The sequence below is a fragment of the Flintibacter muris genome, assembly GCF_943192995.1.
Taxonomy (GTDB): Bacteria; Bacillota; Clostridia; order Oscillospirales; family Oscillospiraceae; genus Lawsonibacter; species Lawsonibacter muris.
Map to the genome: position 1 here is coordinate 44,970 of NZ_CALPCP010000002.1, position 16,660 is coordinate 61,629.

Consider the following 16,660-nt stretch of genomic DNA (forward strand, 5'->3'; position numbering starts at 1 on the left):
TTTAAAAGGCCGCCCGCCTCATTAAGAGGCGGGCGGCCGGCTTCTACTCGGGCAGCAGTGTCTTCCGTTTGTGGAGGAACAGGGTCAGGGTGGTGGCGGAGGCCAGCATGTCAGCCACCGGCTCAGCCACATAGATGCCCATCACATTTCCGGTAACCAGGGGCAGGATGATAGCCAGGGGTACCAGCAGGATCACCTTGCGCAGCAGGGCCAGGAACAGGCTGGTTTTGGCCTGACCCATGGCCATAAAGGCGGACTGACAGGCCATCTGAGCCCCGAAGGCCCAAATTCCCCCAAAGAAAATGGGCATCACACGGCCTACCAGCTCCACCAGCTCCTGGTCGTCATTGAAAACAAGGGCCAGCGGCCTGGGGAAAAGGGCCACCAGTACACAGGCAGTAATGGTCACGGTGAGGGTGGTGCGCAGCAGCAGGCGGAAGGTTTCCCGCACCCGCTGGTGGTTTTTCGCTCCAAAGTTGTAGCTCATCACAGGCTGCACCCCCTGGGTAATCCCCTGGACAGGCATAACCACCATCTGCATCACACTCTGCATCACGGTGACGGTGCCCACATACAGGTCGCCGCCGTAAAACTGGAGGCCGGAGTTGAGCACCACCGTCACCAGGCTCTCGGTGGACTGCATGATGAAGGGGGCCACCCCCAGGGCGGCAATCCTTCCCACCACCGCACCGCTCAGGCGCATGTTCCCCGGACGGATGCGCAGTCCGGACCGGCGGGAACACAGAAATCCCACCACCCAGCAGGCGCTCACCCCCTGGGAGATGACGGTGGCCGTGGCCGCCCCCTTTACACCCATATGAAAGGCGAAAATAAACAGCGGGTCCAGGATAATATTGAGCGCCGCACCAATAAGCACCGAACACATGGCCACCAGGGCCTGTCCCTGGGCGGTGATATAGGCGTTCAGCCCCAGGGCCAGCTGGACAAAAACAGTGCCCACCAGGTAGATGGAGATATAGTCCAGGGCATAGCCGATGGTGTCCTCCGAGGCGCCGAAGGCCATGAGTACCGGCTCCTTGATGATGGAAAAAACGGCGGTCAGCACAGCGGCCATAATCAGCAGAAGCGTGGTGGAGTTGCCCAGAATCTTCTCTGCCCCCTCCCGGTCCCCCGCCCCCAGGCGGATGGAGGCCAGAGGCGCGCCGCCCATACCGGCAAAGGCGGTAAAGGCCGAGATGAGCATCAGGATGGGAAAGGTCACCCCCAGGCCGGTGAGAGCGCTGCGCCCCACCTCCGGGATGTGGCCGATGTACACGCGGTCCACAATGTTGTACAGCATGTTAATCAGCTGTGCCGCCACCGCGGGCAGGGCCAGCTTGACCATCAGCGGACCGATAGGGGCATTGGCCAGCGCCTCTTCGTTTTTGTGAGACTGGGACAAGGCATTTTCCCTCCATTCGTTCATTCAATAGAGGGCAGTATACCACAAATTGAGCCAAAAGGGAAGAGAGAATTATCCCTCCCGCCGCCGCTCCATCTCTTTGCCTGTCCCCACCGCCAGCAGGACCAGCGCCAAAGTCAACAGCACAGCCAGGGTAATGTAATCCAAAATCCAGGGCCCTGGCACGTCGGGAATCAGGTGCTTGCACAACCAGCCAAACGCCGGGGAGGCAAAGGCAGTAATCAAAGCGCACGCCCCCGCCTTCAGCCAAGGCCCCACGGGCAGACAGCGCAGACACAGAAAGTAAGCCCACAAAAACGCCACCCCCAGAGCGGCCAGCGGCCAACCAACCCCAACCAGCCAGCCGCCTCCGGCAAAGGCGTGGACCACCGCCAGCAGGGGAAACACCCAAACCGAGGTCAGGGCCACGCACAGGGGCGGGACATGCTTTCCATAGAATCGCCAGATGGCCCACCAGCCCCAGAGCAGAACCAGCCCCGCCGCTGTGATGGCCAGACCGCCCAGCAGCCAGTGTCCGCCCACATAGCGCCAGCAGGCCAGCAGAAGGAGGAGCAGACAGGCACTCGCCGCCCCCAGACAGACGGCGGTCCGCTCCCGGCGGACCAAAAAGGGCAGGTTGGTGAAGCAGAAGGACAGGGCGATTCCGGCCAGCACAACCCAGAACCAGTCCAGACTGTGGAACAAAACCCAATCACAGACAAAGCAGACGGGAATGGCGGCGGCATAGCCCGCCAGACAGCACCAGCGCAAAATGGAGGCCGCCCTCCGCCACCGCGCCGCCGCCCGCTCCTGGGCGTGGGCCTGGTGGTCGTCGCAGGCGGTGAAGAACTCGTGCTCTGAGATACGCAACTCCCGGCAGATGGAAGTGACCAGGGAGACGTCCGGGCAGGACAAATTGCGCTCCCACTTGCTCACGCTGGACTCAGTGACAAACAGCCGCCCGGCCAGCTCCTTCTGGGTCAGACCGGCCTCCAGCCGCTTTTTGCGGATGTAGTCGCCAAAGGGTTTCTTGTCTTCCATGGGAATACCTCCTGTGGATGGAATGATGGTTCCACTGTACGCCCGGAGGAGGAAAAAGTCAAGAAAACAGGCCGTTTTGGGAACTCGACCAGCAGTCGAGTTGGGTTTTAGGTCAAAAAAGCGGCCGGACAGGAGATATCCGGCCGCTTTTTATTAAAATTTCGCGCCGCCAAATTCGGCCAGCTTCAGGCCCTTGTTCCGGTCGGTGACCCACTGGATGGACCACTGGGAGGCGAACAGCAGCAGCTGATTGCCCTTGTAATCCTCCACCAGCTTGGCATCGTTGGGCAGAAGCAGGTCCTCCTCCTTCAAGGGCGGGGCGTCCTCGTCCTCCCGGACAATCCACCGCAGGTACTCAAAGGGCAGGCCCTCCTTATACAGCTCCACATTGTACTCCGCGCGCAGGCGGTACTCCAGCACATCAAATTGCAGGGTGCCCACCACGCCCACAATGACTTCCTCCATACCGGTATAGGGAGTCTTGAAAATCTGGATGGCTCCCTCCTGAGCAATCTGCTCCACGCCCTTTAAAAACTGCTTGCGCTTCATGGTGTCCATAGAGCGGATGCGCTCAAAGTGCTCCGGGGCGAAGGTGGGGATGGGGTCGAAGGCAAACTTCTTACCGGGGGCGCACAGGGTGTCGCCAATGGAGAAGATGCCCGGGTCGAACACGCCGATAATGTCCCCGGCGTAGGCCTCCTCAATGATCTCCCGCTCCGCCGCCATCAGCTGCTGGGGCCGGGACAGGCGGATCTTTTTCCCGCCCTGGAGGTGGTAGACCTCCTTATCCGCCTCAAATTTGCCGGAGACTACCCGCATAAAGGCGATGCGGTCCCGGTGGGCCTTGTTCATGTTGGCCTGGATTTTGAAGACAAAGGCGGAAAAGTCGCTGTCAAAGGCGTCGATAACCTCCTCCCCGGCCTTCCGGGCCAGAGGGGCGGTGGTCATGCGGAGAAATTCCTCCAAAAAGGGTTCCACACCAAAGTTGGTGAGGGCGGAGCCGAAAAACACCGGCGACAGCTTGCCGTGGCGCACCCGGTCCAGGTCAAAGTCGCAGGAGGCGCCGTCCAGCAGCTCAATCTCGTCCACCAGCGCATCCCGCTTGCCCGCGCCGATCAAATCGGCCAGGGCGGGGTCATCCGGCTCAATCTGGGTGGCGGTGGCCGCTTTTGCGTTGGTGTTGGAGGTGAAGTGGATTACCTTCCGGTTTTGCCGGTCGTACACCCCCATAAACTCCTTGCCGCAGCCAATGGGCCAGTTCATGGCGTAGGTGTCAATCCCCAGCTCGTGCTCCAGCTCCTCGCACAGCTCAAAGGGGTCCCGGGCCTCCCGATCCATCTTGTTGATGAAGGTGAAGATGGGGATGTCCCGCATGGCGCACACCTTGAACAGCTTCCGGGTCTGGGCCTCCACGCCCTTGGCCCCGTCAATGACCATCACGGCGGAGTCGGCGGCCATCAGGGTGCGGTAGGTGTCCTCGGAGAAGTCCTGGTGGCCGGGGGTGTCCAGAATGTTAATGCAGAAGCCCTCATACTGGAACTGCATTACAGAGGAGGTCACCGAGATGCCCCTCTGCTTCTCAATCTCCATCCAGTCCGACGTGGCCGCCCGGGTGTTCTTCTTTCCCTTCACCTGCCCCGCCTGGGCGATAGCCCCGCCGTACAGCAGGAACTTTTCCGTCAGGGTGGTCTTGCCCGCGTCCGGGTGGGAGATGATGGCAAAGGTGCGCCGGCGCTTGATTTCCGCTTCATAGTTTGACAAAAGGGTCCACTCCCTTGCTTTTATTTCATGTTTGGCAAGCTATTGTACCATAAGATGGCAGAGGTAGCAAGAGAAAATTCCTCTCCCGGCAGCTGCCACAGCTCTCTTGCCGCCTCTGTCTGATTTTGGTATAATGACTGTGCTGCCTCTTTCTTTGAAAGTCCAACCTGGCAACAGGAAGGAGGCGGAGACATGAGCATTCTCCTTGATTTTTTGGTGTCGGTCGTAGCAGGTATCCTCTGTTATTGCATCTGCAAGTGGCTTGACCGGCACGGCCCCGGTAAGAGACAGTAAGCACGCCCTGGCAAAATGACCCCCCTGAAGAGATCACACCTCTTTCAGGGGGGTCATTTTTGCGGTGGAACAATGAACATTCTCCTGGCTTTTACGCCAAAGTCATTATAACGCAGCTGAATCTTCTTTTCAAGAGGAAAACTTACAGCTTCATAATCCAGCCGTGGGGGTCAGCCGTCCGGCCCCACTGGATACCGGTGAGCTCATCATAGAGCTTCTGGGTAATCTCACCAATCTGGTTGTTATTGATGATGACCTTCTCATCGCCCTCGGCCAGCTCACCAATGGGGGAGACCACGGCGGCGGTGCCGGTGCCCCAGGCCTCCTCCATGGTGCCCTTTTTGGCGGCCTCGAACAGCTCCTCGGCGGAGATGCGGCGCTCCTCCACCTCGTAGCCCCAGTCCTTCAGCAGCTGGATACAGGACCGGCGGGTGATGCCGTCCAGCACGGAGCCGTTCAGGTCGGGGGTGAGGATCTTGCCGTCCACCTTGAACATCACGTTCATGGCGCCCACCTCTTCAATATACTTGCGGTGTACGCCGTCCAGCCACAGCACCTGGGTATAGCCCTTGGCCTCGGCCCGGTCGCCGGCCCGGAGGGAGGCGGCGTAGTTGCCGCCCGTCTTGGCCATGCCGGTGCCGCCCTTGACGGCCCGCACGTCCTCATCCTCCACGTAGATCTTAACGGGGGCCAGGCCCTCGGGGTAGTAGGCGCCCACGGGGCAGACGATGACGATATACTGGCAGTGGTGGGAGGAGTGGACCCCCAGGGCGGGGTCGACGCCGATGATGAAGGGGCGGATATACAGGGAGGTGCCCTCCTCGCTGGGGACCCAGTCCTGCTCCAGTTTGACCAGTTCAGTGATGCCGGCCAGGGCCAGGTCCTCGGGAACCTGAGGCAGAGACAGACGCTCTGCGGAGGCGTTCATCCGGCGGATGTTGTCCATGGGCCGGAAGAGCTGGACGGAGCCGTCAGCGGTGCGGTAGGCCTTCAGACCCTCAAAAATCTCCTGTGCATAGTGGAGCACCTTGGCGGCGGGATCAATCTGCAAAGGGGCGTAAGGTACAATGCGGGCGTCCTGCCAGCCTTTGCCGGCATAGTAGTCTACGATGAACATATGGTCAGTAAAGCTCTGGCCGAATACCAGGGTGGAGGAGTCCGGCTTTTCCTTTAAGGTTGCCGCGCGGGTGATTTTGATTTCCATAGTAGATCACTCCTGTTTCTATTTTAGGCTAACCTATATTATATCAGTATTTTTCCAACGGTCAAGGGGCTGCGGGCCGATTTTATACTTGTACTTCCCCTGCGAATTTGGTATAATGAACTACCTTTTATGATCTATTACCACCGAGAGGGGGCCTCCTCCGTTGAACCGCAAAGTAAACAAACTGCTCCAGCCCAGCTTCAGGCTGTACTTTATCTGTCTGCTTTTGTTCACCCTGTTTTCCGCCGCCTTCTGCTGGCAGCTGGCGCTGGCTGAGCTGGGCATCGTGGCCTGTTTGGGTCTTTACAGCCGTCAGGATGCTGTAAGGCGGCGGCGTGAGTTGAACAAATATTTGGACAGCTACACCGGCAATGTGGACTCCGCCACCAAGGACACCATCATCAACTCCCCACTGCCCATGGTGCTCTTCCGGCTGGAGAGCGACGACATTATCTGGACCAATGAGCGCTTTCTCCGCCTGTCCGACCAGCGGGAGCATCTGTACGACTCCAAGCTGTCCGCCCTCATCCCGGACTTTGACACCCACTGGCTGATGGAGGGCAAATGCCAGTGCCCCTCTGAGGTGGCCTACTCCGGCAGGCGTTTTCTGGTCTTTGGCCATCTGGTGCGCGCGGGGGGGCGCAGCGGCGGCTTTTTAGCTACCACCTACTGGGTAGATGTCACCGAGTTCTGCCAGGTCCGGGACCAGTACCAGGACACCCGCCCGGTGGCCGCTGTCCTCCTGCTGGACAACTACGAGGACCTGCTGAAAAACCTCTCGGAAAATGAGCGGTCCAGCATCATGGCCGAAATTGACAGCCGCATCGAGAACTGGGTGGCGGAAACCGGCGGTATCCTCCGCCGCTACCAGCGGGAACGGTACCTGTTCATCTTTGAAGAGCGATACCTGACCAAATTCATTGGCAGCAAGTTTGACATTCTAGACGCCATCCATCAGGTGGTCAACCCCAGCGGGATGAACGCCTCCCTGTCTATCGGTGTGGGTATGGATGGGGACAGCTTCCGGGAGCTGCTGGACTTTGCCAACCTGTCAGTGGACATGGCCCTGTCCCGGGGGGGCGACCAGGCGGTTATCCGCAACAAGTTCACCTTTGAGTTCTACGGCGGCCGCTCCAAGGAGACGGAGAAACGCACCAAGGTAAAGAGCCGGGTTATGGCCAACGCCCTGTCCTCCCTGGTGTCCGACTCCTCCCAGATCTTCATTATGGGCCACAAGGCCCCGGACAACGACGCGGTGGGCGCCGCCGCCGGCGTGTGCGCCCTGTGCCGGAAAAACGGCGTTCCCGCCCACATCATTCTGGAGCCCTACAACACCCCCGCTCAGGAGCTTATTGACCGGCTCCGGCCCCTGCCCGAGTACCACGACTGCTTCCTCTCCGCCCAGGAGGCCCTGCTGATCGCCGACAACCGCTCCTTGGTGGTGGTTGTGGACACCAACCGCCCGGAACAGGTTCAGGCCCTGGAGGTGCTCCAGAGCTGCAACCGGGTGGCGGTGATTGACCATCACCGCCGGGCGGCTACCTACATCGAGGGGGCGGCCCTCAACTACCACGAGCCCTACGCCTCCTCCGCCTCCGAGCTTGTCACCGAGCTGCTCCAGTATGTGATGGAGCCCGCCCAGCTCCTCCGAGCCGAGGCCGAGGCCCTGCTGGCCGGTATCGTGCTGGACACCAAAAACTTTACCATGCGTACCGGCGGGCGGACCTTTGAGGCGGCGGCCTTCCTGCGCCGCTCCGGGGCGGACACCGCCGAGGTGAAAAAGCTTTTCCAGAACGACCTGGCCGGCACCATTGCTAAGTACTCCATCATCCAGAACGCCAAGCTCTACCGGGACGGCATCGCCGTGGCCGTGGCCAGTCACCCGGTGGGCCGGGTTACCGCCGCCCAGGCCGCCGACGAACTGCTGAACATTATCGGTATCGACGCCTCCTTTGTCATTTCCCCCGACGGCGAGCGGGTGAACATTTCAGGCCGCTCCATGGGGGACACCAACGTGCAGATCATCCTGGAGAAGCTGGGGGGCGGGGGCAACGCCGCCGCCGCCGGAGGCCAGATCACCGGCAAATCGGTGGATGAGGTGGCCCAGGACCTGGCACGGGCGATCGACCAGTATTTGAGTGATGACTAGCGTACTGGGCTGGTATCAGTTCCCGGAACCGGAGGGAACCGGCTACACCGAGGACATGCTTCGGGACCCGGCGTGGGTGGAGGAATTGTTCAACTATTGTCAGATCTGGTACGCTGTTATCGCCAAAGAGGGCTGGGACTTTCTTCTGCGCACTTACGGCCTGGAGGAGCTGTACCGCATTGACCGCAGGTCCGGCTGGCACAACAGCACAAGTCTGGAGGATTTCGCCAGCGACATAGACTGTGAGCGGAGCGCCGCTCCGGACCGTTTATAGGGGCAGCCGCAGAACGCCCCATAAAATCCACAATCCCTGACGGGCGGCCACAGACCGCCCCCTATCAAAAAAACAACAACCAGAAAGGATTTGATTCAAATGAAAGTCATTCTACAACAGGACGTGAAGGGCCAGGGCAAGAAGGGCCAGCTGGTGGAGGTCTCCGACGGCTACGCCCGGAATTTCCTTCTGCCCCGGAAGCTGGCTGTGATTGCCACCGCCGAGAACCTGAACACCATGAAGCAGCAGGAGAAGGCCAAAAAGGCCCAGGAGGCCGCTGAGAAGGCCGAGGCCGAGGCCACCGCCAAGCAGCTGGAGGCCGTCATGGTCAAAATTTCCGCCAAGTCCGGCGAGGGCGGCCGCCTGTTCGGTGCGGTCACCGGCAAGGAAATCTCTGAGGCCCTGGCCGCCCAGCACGCGATCAACATCGCCAAGGCCAAGCTGGTGCTGGACGAGCCCATCAAATCCTGCGGAAGCTATCAGATCAAGGCCAAGCTGGGCTATGAGGTCAGCGGAACGGTCAATGTGCTGGTGGTGGAGGGGTAAAAGACTTCCTCGCCGGGGGAGCCCTTAAAGGAGGTAATCTCATTGCCCACGGAAACCGACGAATTACTGCTGAAACAGCTGCCTCACAGCGTGGAGGCGGAGCAGGCGGTGCTGGGCTCCATGCTCATTGATCCCCGCTGTGTCTCCGAGGTCATAGACAAGCTGCGCACCGACGACTTCTATATCCGTCAAAACAGGGAAATCTATGAGACCATCTACACCATGTTCAACTACTCCCTCACCATTGACCCGGTGACGGTGCTGGAGAACATGAAGCAGAACGGTTATTACGACGAAAATCAGTCCCGGGGCTATATCCTCCAGCTGATGGACACCACCCCCACCGCCGCCAACGTGGGGGAGTACATTGAAATTTTAAAGGACAAGGCCCTCCTGCGCCGTGTAGCGGAGACGGCGGGGGAGCTGACCGCCATGATCCAGGAGGGGGCCGCCACCGGCCAGGACATTCTGGAGGCGGCGGAACAGCGCATCTACGCCATCCGCCAGGGCCGCGCCGCCCGGGGGCTCACCCCTATCTCCGACGTTATTATCGACGTCTACGACCGGCTGGAGGAGCTGGCCGCCAGCGACCGGGCCATCCCGGGGCTGTCCACCGGCCTGCGGGACCTGGACCGGGCCATCTCCGGCCTGAATAACTCCGACCTGATCCTGCTGGCCGCCCGGCCCGGCATGGGCAAGACCTCCATGGCCCTGAACATTCTGCTGGATACGGGCAAGAAATCCGGAAAAAAGGTGGCCTTTTTCTCCCTGGAGATGAGCCGGGAGCAGCTGGCCCTGCGGCTGATCTCCAGCGAGTGCTATGTGGACAACAAAAAGCTGGTCACCGGCAAGCTGACGGATGACGACTGGGAGAGCGTGGCCGCCGCCGCCGACTCCCTCAACCGCTCCGCCATCCTTATTGATGACGACTCCTCCGTCACTGTGGCCGACATCAAGGCCAAGTGCCGCCGGGTGGAGGACCTGGGGCTGGTGGTTATCGACTACCTCCAGCTGATGCAGTCCGCCGGCGGCAAGACCCGCAGCGGGGACAACCGCCAGCAGATTGTCTCCGATATCTCCCGCAGCCTGAAAATCATGGCCAAGGAGCTGAATGTCCCCGTGCTGTGCCTGAGCCAGCTGTCCCGGGCCAACGAATCCAGGCAGGACAAGCGGCCTATGCTGTCTGACCTGCGTGAGTCGGGCGCCATTGAGCAGGACGCGGACATTGTCCTCTTCCTCTACCGGGAGGGCTATTACAACCCGGACGCTGAAAACCCCAACCTGGCCGAGTGTATCATCGCCAAAAACCGCCACGGTGAGACGGGTAAGGTGGATTTGCAGTGGACCCCCGAGTTCACCACCTTCACCGACATGGAGTGGCGGCGGGAGGAGTATGGATGAACCGCTTCAACTGGAAAGACGCCAGGTCCACCCTGACGCTTTTGTGGATGCTGACGCCTCTGCTTACCACTATGGCGTGGCTGGTGCTGCTTATGGGGGCGCTGATCTTTCCCAATTTGCTGACACCGGCTGTCTCCGCCGGCAATGCCGCACAGCACCTTTTAAAAATATGCCGGCTGTGGTATGTGGTGCTGGCGGCGGCTGTGCTGGCCGGTTTTCCAATGATTTTTCTGGCCGGGCGTTTTGCCTGCCGGCGGCTGTCCGGCGTTCCGGGGAGCCGGCAAATGCCGGCTGCCGCCGCGGTCTGCCTGATTTTCCCCTGCCTGGTGATCTGGGCTCTAGTCCAGCATGGGGAGTTGCCCGGCCGCTTCTTTCAGGCCGGAGCGGACCTGGCTGAGATCAAATCGGGCTTTCTGGTTCAGGCGGAGGTCTGGATTAATCCCAAAACCCAGCCCGCCTGCCTGCCCGGCCCTTATACCCAGTCGCTGGCGGAGGTCTCCACCCGATATGGAATAATCGGCGCGGACACAGGGGATCAGTGGGTATCGGTCTATGTGCCTGACGCGCTGGGCTTTTCCCTGGACCAGGACCGGCTCTATGACGAGAAGCAGACCATTAGCTGGAATCTGGAGCACACCCGGCGCTATCAGGTCCGCTACACCTCAAATTTCCGTCTGGTAGTGGAGATCATACCCGTTGATGTTTAGCTTGTTCCGCCTGCGGGAGGGGATGTTGTGCCAATCGTCCCATATGTAAACCCTGACAGGGTGCCTCCTCTTCCCCAAAGCCATCTGCCTGTTATAATCCTTACTCCTGTCCTGGCCTTTGGCGGCTTCGGCGGGATGTGGCTGATTGGCGCCGCTATTCCGTCTGTGCTCCTTTTGGTCCCGTCGGAGGAGGTTGCCGCCCTGATTCTTCTGCGGGCCTACCAGGCCGGATATCTGTTCCACGCTGTTCTGGGGCTGCTGTCGCCGCTGATTTTTGTGGTATTTTCTGCTCTGATTTCCCGGTTTATGTGCCGGAGTCTGGACCCAAAGGTCCGGAAGGAGCATCGGATGGCCTCCTTTTTACTGGCGCCCTTCTTTCTGCCCCTGTACGCCGCCCTGATGTGGGGGACACTGGGTTCAGACGGGCCCATTGCCCTTTATGAGCTTGCCCAGGCGGACATCCAGCAGATTGAGGCCGGTATGACAGAACACATGACCGTTTTCATCGGCGGGCGGTCCGCCCCGGACGCCCTCTTCACCGGCCACCCGGAGGGCTGGCAGGTGAAGAGGAGGACCGTCTTTGGCCCGGACACCGGCCGGAGCGGGATTACCCTCCGCTTTCCGGAGGCCCTGGAATCCACGCTGGACCCGGAGGGCTTTGCCCTGGAGAGCTGGGACAACGCCCGGTGGTATGAGGTGACCTTTACCTCCGGTTTTCATCTGGCGGTGGAGATCGTACCGGTTGGGGGTGAGGAGCCATAGAAACACAGCGCACCAAAATTGAAGACTACGCCTGGCGGGTTGTCCGGGAGCTGCTGGCCGGGATTGGCTGGGGACTGCTGGGTTTCCTTCTCCTTGGTCTGGCCGTCTTTCCCCCTTTTGTTGATGGACTTCGGACCTCCGCTCTGGGTGAGGTCTCCCCGGCTCACGACCTGCTCACCGGATATCTGCGCAGCTATTGGGGGATGGTCCTGGTATTGGGCGTCGGGGCTGTGATTCAGGTGCGGCTGATTGTTATGATTGTCATCCGCTTTTTCCGCAGCTGCCCGGAAGGAAAGGAACTGGGGAAAACGCTGAATGACGAATACCTGTCTCTCACCTGTCTCAGCGGCCCCGGTCCTGACCGGCGGCGGGAGGAGCTGAAAAAGCTGCTGGATCAATTCAACGCCGCTGATGTCGGCCGGCTTATGAGCCCGTTTATCCTGATCGCGCTGTCCGTGATGGTGCTGGCCCTATACGGTCTGCTCCTCTTCGGCAGCACCCCCGGTTCTTCGTCCCTCGCCCCGCAGGTCAGCATCCCCAGGCTCCAAAGGGAGCTGGAACAGGTGGACAGCGGCCAGCTGGAATCGGCGGAGGTGTGGATTCAGCCAAAGGTGTACGCCGGAAGCATTCCCGATATGTGGGGGAGCGGGTACAAAAACCTCACCGTCCGATGCCGCGTGCTCAACACGGCCCCTGGCAGCAAGTGGATTGATATCCTGGTCCCGGTTGCCATGGAGTTCTCCCCCAGTACAGAGCGGCCCTTCCGTGAGAGCCAGTCTATCCCCTGGAACCTGGAGCACGCCCAGCGCTACCAGGTCAGATATACCTCAAATTTTCATCTGGCGGTGGAAATTACTCCCATCCCCTGAACTCTGCCCACATTCAGCGGGCGGCCCCAGGCCGCTCCCTACATCAAAACGGAGGTCCTGCCATGCTGAAAACCGTTGAAAACTTTATCCGGGAGCAGGACCTGATCCCCCCGGGGTCCACAGTGCTGTGCGCGGTATCCGGCGGGGCGGACTCCATTGCCATGCTCCACGCGCTGTACCGCCTGCGGGACAAGCTGAACTTTCGCCTGGCCGCCGCCCACTACAACCACCGGCTGCGGGGGGCGGAGTCAGACCGGGATGAGCGGTTTGTGGAGCAGTTTGTCCAGCTGTGCTGCGGCCGGCACCGCCGGTCTGACGGAACTGTTTTCCCCGCCGTCCCATTGTACACCGGCTCCGGAGACGTGGCCGGTCAGGCCCGGTTCCGGGGGACGGGCATTGAGGAGACCGCCCGAGACATGCGCTACGCCTTTCTCCGCGAAGCGGCGCAGGAGGCGGGTGCCAGTCTGATTGCCACCGCTCACACCGCCAGCGACAATGTGGAGACCATCCTGTTCCACCTGGCCCGGGGCAGCGGCCTGCGGGGACTGGGGGGCATCCTCCCCCGGAGGGAGGAGATCATCCGTCCCCTGCTTACCACCACCCGGCGGCAGGTGGAGGACTACCTCTTCCACCTCTCTCTGCCCCATATGGAGGACAGCTCCAACCAGAACGACGACTACACCCGCAACCGCATCCGCCACCAGATTTTGCCTGTGCTGGAGGATATTTCCCCCGGATTTCTGGCCCGGATGGCGGACACCGCCGCCCTGCTCCGGGAGGACGAGGCCTGTCTCACCGGCCTGGCCCGGACACTGTCTGACCAGGCCGTGCCGGAGGGGGGCGGGCTGGCCATTGACGCCGGTTTGATCGGAAAGGCTCCCGACCCCGTAGCCAGCCGGGCCCTGAGGCTGCTGCTGGGGCGGCTGTGGGGAGGGGATCAGAACTGCTCTGCCGCCCATCTCGGTGCGCTGCTCAGGCTGTGCCGGGGGACGGACCCCTCCGCCCGGATTTGCCTGCCCCACGCCACCAACGCCCGGCGCTGCTACGAAAAGCTGCTGCTGGTCCCCCGGCTGGGCCCCATCCCCCTGGAGGAGGGGCCGCTCCCCCTCCCAGGCCGGTTGGACTGCGGTCCATGGCAGGTGTCCTGCGTCCCGGAGGACTACGGCGGCCAGACCCAGGGCCCCTGGAGCTTCTGGCTGGACCGCCAAGCCGTCCCCGCTTTGGAGCTGCGCTCCCGGCGTACAGGAGACCGGCTTACTCCACCTGGACGGCTGGGCAAAACCGTTAAAAAATGGATGATTGAAGCCCGACTGCCCCGCTTTCAGCGGGATGTTCTCCCCGTTTTTCACTGCGGGGGCCGTGTGGCCGCCGTGGCCGGGCTGGGCCCCGATCGGGCCTTTGTACCCCAGGCGGGACGGCCCGCCTGGCACATCACGGTGGCCGCCCTGGATTAAACTGAATTTTTTGCGCGGAAAGGAAGAAAATTTCCATGTTAGAGAAGGATATTCAGGAGATATTATTTAGTGAAGAACAGCTGAAAAACCGGGTTCAGGAAATTGCCCGGAAAATTGAGGCGGACTACGCCGGCAAGGAGATCATGCTCATCAGCGTGCTCCGGGGCTCCTTCGTCTTCATGGCCGACCTGTGCCGGGCTATCGACCTGCCCTGCACGCTGGACTTTATGTCCGTGTCCTCCTACGGTACCGGCACCACCTCCAGCGGGCAGGTGCAGATCACCAAGGACCTGTCTGAGGACATCACCGGCCGAAACCTGATTGTGGTGGAGGATATTCTGGATAGCGGCAATACCCTGAGTTATCTGCTGAACATTCTGGAGCACCGCCACCCCGCCTCCGTGCGCCTGTGTGCACTGCTGGACAAACCGGACCGCCGGGTCAAGCCGGTGGACCTGCACTACTGCGGCTTCACCATCCCCGACGCCTTTGTAGTGGGCTATGGCCTGGACTACGCTGAAAAATACCGCAATCTGCCCTACATCGGGATTTTAAAGCCCGAGGTCTATGGCGGCTGATTCATTGGAAAGGACTCTTTGCCTATGAGACGCTTTGGTCCCCGGGACATCATTGTGTATCTTTTGCTGGGACTGCTCATCATCTTCGCCTTTACCAGCCTGCAGCAGATGGACAGGACGCAGACCCCCACCTACAGCCAGATCCGCACCCTGTTTCTCCAGGAACAGGTGGAGTACTTTACCCTGGAGGACAACACCCTCACCCTCACCCTTCGGGGGCGGGATGGGGAGGAGTCCGCACAGCTCACCTACCGGGTTGCCAATTCTGCCCTGTTCTACGCGGACATGCGGGAGCTGGTCAACGCACAGCTGGAATCCGGGGTATTGAAGGGGTACGACTATCTTCCTGGGATGGAGAGCTCCTGGTGGTACAACCTGATCCCCTATCTGGTGGCCGCGGTGGTGCTGTGCCTGTTCTGGTATCTGATGATGCGGCAGCGCGGCTCCGCCGGCGGCGGGGGCGGCACCCCTGGCGCTGCCCGGTTCAGCCATGCACGCACCCGCACCCTGTCTGACCAGGGGAAAAAGGTCACCTTCGACGATGTGGCCGGGGCGGATGAGGAAAAGGAGGAGCTGCAGGAGATTGTGGCATTTCTCCGGGACCCCCAGAAATTTACCGCCCTGGGTGCCCGCATCCCCAAGGGTGTGCTGCTGGTAGGCCCTCCGGGCACCGGCAAGACCCTGATCGCCAAGGCGGTGGCCGGGGAGGCCGGGGTCCACTTTCTGTCCATCTCCGGCTCCGACTTTGTGGAGCTGTATGTGGGCGTGGGCGCGGGCCGGGTTCGTGACCTGTTCGACCAGGCCAAGCGGGAGGCTCCTGCCATCGTCTTCATTGACGAGATTGACGCCGTGGGCCGCCAGCGGGGCGCGGGCCTGGGCGGCGGCCACGACGAGCGGGAACAGACCCTGAACCAGCTGCTGGTAGAGATGGACGGTTTCGCCTCCAACGAAGGGGTCATTGTGCTGGCCGCTACCAACCGCCAGGATATTTTGGACCCCGCCCTTCTGCGGCCTGGCCGGTTTGACCGCCAGATCTATGTGGGCCTGCCCGACATCAAGGGCCGGGAACAGATTTTGAAGGTCCACGCCAGGGAAAAGCCCCTGGCCGAGGATGTGGTCCTCAGGGACGTCGCCAAGGCCACCTCTGGCTTTACCGGGGCTGACCTGGAAAACCTGCTCAACGAGGCAGCCCTGCTGGCCGCCCGGGCGGACCGGCGGTTTATCCTTATGTCTGACCTCCACGAGGCCATGCTCAAGGTCATTGCCGGCCCTGAAAAGCGCAGCCGGGTGGTGACTGAGCATACCAGAAGGCTGACCGCCTATCATGAGGCGGGCCATGCGGTGGTGATCCATGAACTGTCCACCGCCGACCCTGTCCACCAGATTACCATTATCCCCCGAGGCCAGGCAGGCGGTATGACCATCTCCCTGCCCGACGAGGACAAGGCCTATCAGTCCAAAAAAGAGCTCACTGAGCAGATCACCCGCTGTCTGGGCGGACGGGTGGCTGAGCAGCTGGTACTGGGTGATATCTCCACCGGCGCGGGTAGCGACATCCAGCGGGCCTCCTCCATTGCCCGAAGTATGGTGATGCGCTACGGTATGAGCGACAAGCTGGGCAGTGTCACCTTTGAGAGCGGCCATGACGAGGTCTTTATCGGTCGCTCCATGGCCCAGGCCAAAACCTACTCCGAAGAGGTGGCTGCTATCATTGATGACGAAGTCCGCGCCCTCATTGACAACTCTTACGCCCGGTGTGAGGAGATTCTGACCCGATGCCGCCGGGAACTGGAGATTACTGCCCGGTATCTTCTGGACCATGAATCTATGGAGGGCGAGGTTTTTGCCAAGGTTTTTGACGATCCCGACGCCGAAGAGTTTGCCCCCTATCAGGACGGCCAGTCCTGAATATTTCTAAACCATTCTCAAAAAACTGCCATTTTACCCCTTTACAACGGACGTAAAATCTGTTATAATAACTTAGTCGCTCAAAGATGTGCGTCCGTAGTTCAATTGGATAGAGCGTCAGATTCCGGTTCTGAATGTTGGGGGTTCGAGTCCCTTCGGGCGTGCCAGTAAGAAACCCGCCGAAAGCCTTGCCTTTACAGTGATAAGGAACTAATCCCACATTAACCATGTCAGTTGTCAATCCGTAGTGCAAATCCTAAATCAGCAGGGTCACCATTGCAACCCTGCTGATTTATTTTGTAACAGGATC

15 protein-coding genes and 1 tRNA gene are annotated in these 16,660 nt (G+C 60.7%); 11 read left to right on the forward strand and 5 right to left on the reverse strand.

The annotated features are described in order from the left end of the window. Positions 1–43 precede the first annotated feature (43 nt). The 4 genes from NFS22_RS02490 to NFS22_RS02505 form a co-directional block, all read right to left on the reverse strand. Positions 44–1,426 (reverse strand): MATE family efflux transporter, encoded by a 1,383-nt coding sequence (locus tag NFS22_RS02490; RefSeq protein WP_420908825.1) that lies wholly within the window; start codon positions 1,424–1,426, stop codon positions 44–46. A gap of 48 nt (positions 1,427–1,474) precedes the next feature. Then, positions 1,475–2,443, reverse strand: coding sequence for a helix-turn-helix domain-containing protein (locus tag NFS22_RS02495; protein ID WP_251316194.1), 969 nt, complete (start codon positions 2,441–2,443; stop codon positions 1,475–1,477). A 153-nt stretch (positions 2,444–2,596) separates the two neighbouring features. Continuing rightward, the gene (locus NFS22_RS02500; protein WP_251316195.1) at positions 2,597–4,204 is read right to left on the reverse strand and encodes a peptide chain release factor 3; all 1,608 of its coding nucleotides are present in this window, start codon (positions 4,202–4,204) and stop codon (positions 2,597–2,599) included. A gap of 436 nt (positions 4,205–4,640) precedes the next feature. Then, positions 4,641–5,702 (reverse strand): branched-chain amino acid aminotransferase, encoded by a 1,062-nt coding sequence (locus NFS22_RS02505; protein ID WP_251316196.1) that lies wholly within the window; start codon positions 5,700–5,702, stop codon positions 4,641–4,643. 163 nt (positions 5,703–5,865) lie between these two features. On the opposite strand from NFS22_RS02505, the gene NFS22_RS02510 reads away from it, so the two are divergent. The 6 genes from NFS22_RS02510 to NFS22_RS02535 all read left to right on the forward strand — a co-directional run bounded on the left by NFS22_RS02510 (position 5,866) and on the right by NFS22_RS02535 (position 11,541). Then, complete coding sequence (locus tag NFS22_RS02510) at positions 5,866–7,851, forward strand: DHH family phosphoesterase (protein ID WP_251316197.1); 1,986 nt, start codon at positions 5,866–5,868, stop codon at positions 7,849–7,851. Next, entirely contained in the window at positions 7,844–8,125 is a 282-nt protein-coding gene (locus NFS22_RS02515) for a hypothetical protein (protein ID WP_251316198.1), read from the forward strand. Before NFS22_RS02510 ends, NFS22_RS02515 begins: the two co-directional genes overlap by 8 nt. A 99-nt stretch (positions 8,126–8,224) precedes the next feature. Beyond that, positions 8,225–8,671 (forward strand): 50S ribosomal protein L9, encoded by a 447-nt coding sequence (gene rplI / locus NFS22_RS02520; RefSeq protein WP_251316199.1) that lies wholly within the window; start codon positions 8,225–8,227, stop codon positions 8,669–8,671. Positions 8,672–8,713: 42 nt separating this feature from the next. Continuing rightward, entirely contained in the window at positions 8,714–10,072 is a 1,359-nt protein-coding gene (dnaB, locus tag NFS22_RS02525) for a replicative DNA helicase (protein WP_251316200.1), read from the forward strand. Then, positions 10,069–10,779 (forward strand): hypothetical protein, encoded by a 711-nt coding sequence (locus tag NFS22_RS02530; protein ID WP_251316201.1) that lies wholly within the window; start codon positions 10,069–10,071, stop codon positions 10,777–10,779. The genes dnaB and NFS22_RS02530 overlap by 4 nt, the downstream gene beginning before the upstream one ends. Positions 10,780–10,806: 27 nt before the next feature. Further along, positions 10,807–11,541 (forward strand): hypothetical protein, encoded by a 735-nt coding sequence (locus NFS22_RS02535; protein ID WP_251316202.1) that lies wholly within the window; start codon positions 10,807–10,809, stop codon positions 11,539–11,541. On the opposite strand, the gene NFS22_RS02540 is transcribed toward NFS22_RS02535, so the two are convergent. Beyond that, the gene (locus tag NFS22_RS02540; RefSeq protein WP_251316203.1) at positions 11,496–11,708 is read right to left on the reverse strand and encodes a hypothetical protein; all 213 of its coding nucleotides are present in this window, start codon (positions 11,706–11,708) and stop codon (positions 11,496–11,498) included. The two genes, NFS22_RS02535 and NFS22_RS02540, sit on opposite strands and share 46 nt — an antisense overlap. 36 nt (positions 11,709–11,744) lie before the next feature. Between NFS22_RS02540 and NFS22_RS02545 the strand changes: the two genes are divergently transcribed. From NFS22_RS02545 to NFS22_RS02565, 5 genes are all read left to right on the forward strand, one after another. Further along, a complete protein-coding gene (locus NFS22_RS02545) occupies positions 11,745–12,410 on the forward strand; it encodes a hypothetical protein (protein ID WP_251316204.1) in 666 nt (221 codons plus the stop codon). Between the two features lie 62 nt (positions 12,411–12,472). Next, on the forward strand, positions 12,473–13,864 hold the full coding sequence (gene tilS / locus NFS22_RS02550) for a tRNA lysidine(34) synthetase TilS (protein WP_251316205.1): 1,392 nt from the start codon (positions 12,473–12,475) through the stop codon (positions 13,862–13,864). 35 nt (positions 13,865–13,899) lie between these two features. Then, a complete protein-coding gene (gene hpt, locus NFS22_RS02555; protein WP_251316206.1) occupies positions 13,900–14,442 on the forward strand; it encodes a hypoxanthine phosphoribosyltransferase in 543 nt (180 codons plus the stop codon). A gap of 24 nt (positions 14,443–14,466) precedes the next feature. After that, positions 14,467–16,350: an ATP-dependent zinc metalloprotease FtsH gene (ftsH, locus tag NFS22_RS02560; protein ID WP_251316207.1), complete on the forward strand. Its 1,884-nt coding sequence runs from the start codon at positions 14,467–14,469 to the stop codon at positions 16,348–16,350. Positions 16,351–16,440: 90 nt separating this feature from the next. Beyond that, a tRNA-Arg gene (locus NFS22_RS02565) sits at positions 16,441–16,517 on the forward strand. Positions 16,518–16,660: the final 143 nt, after the last annotated feature.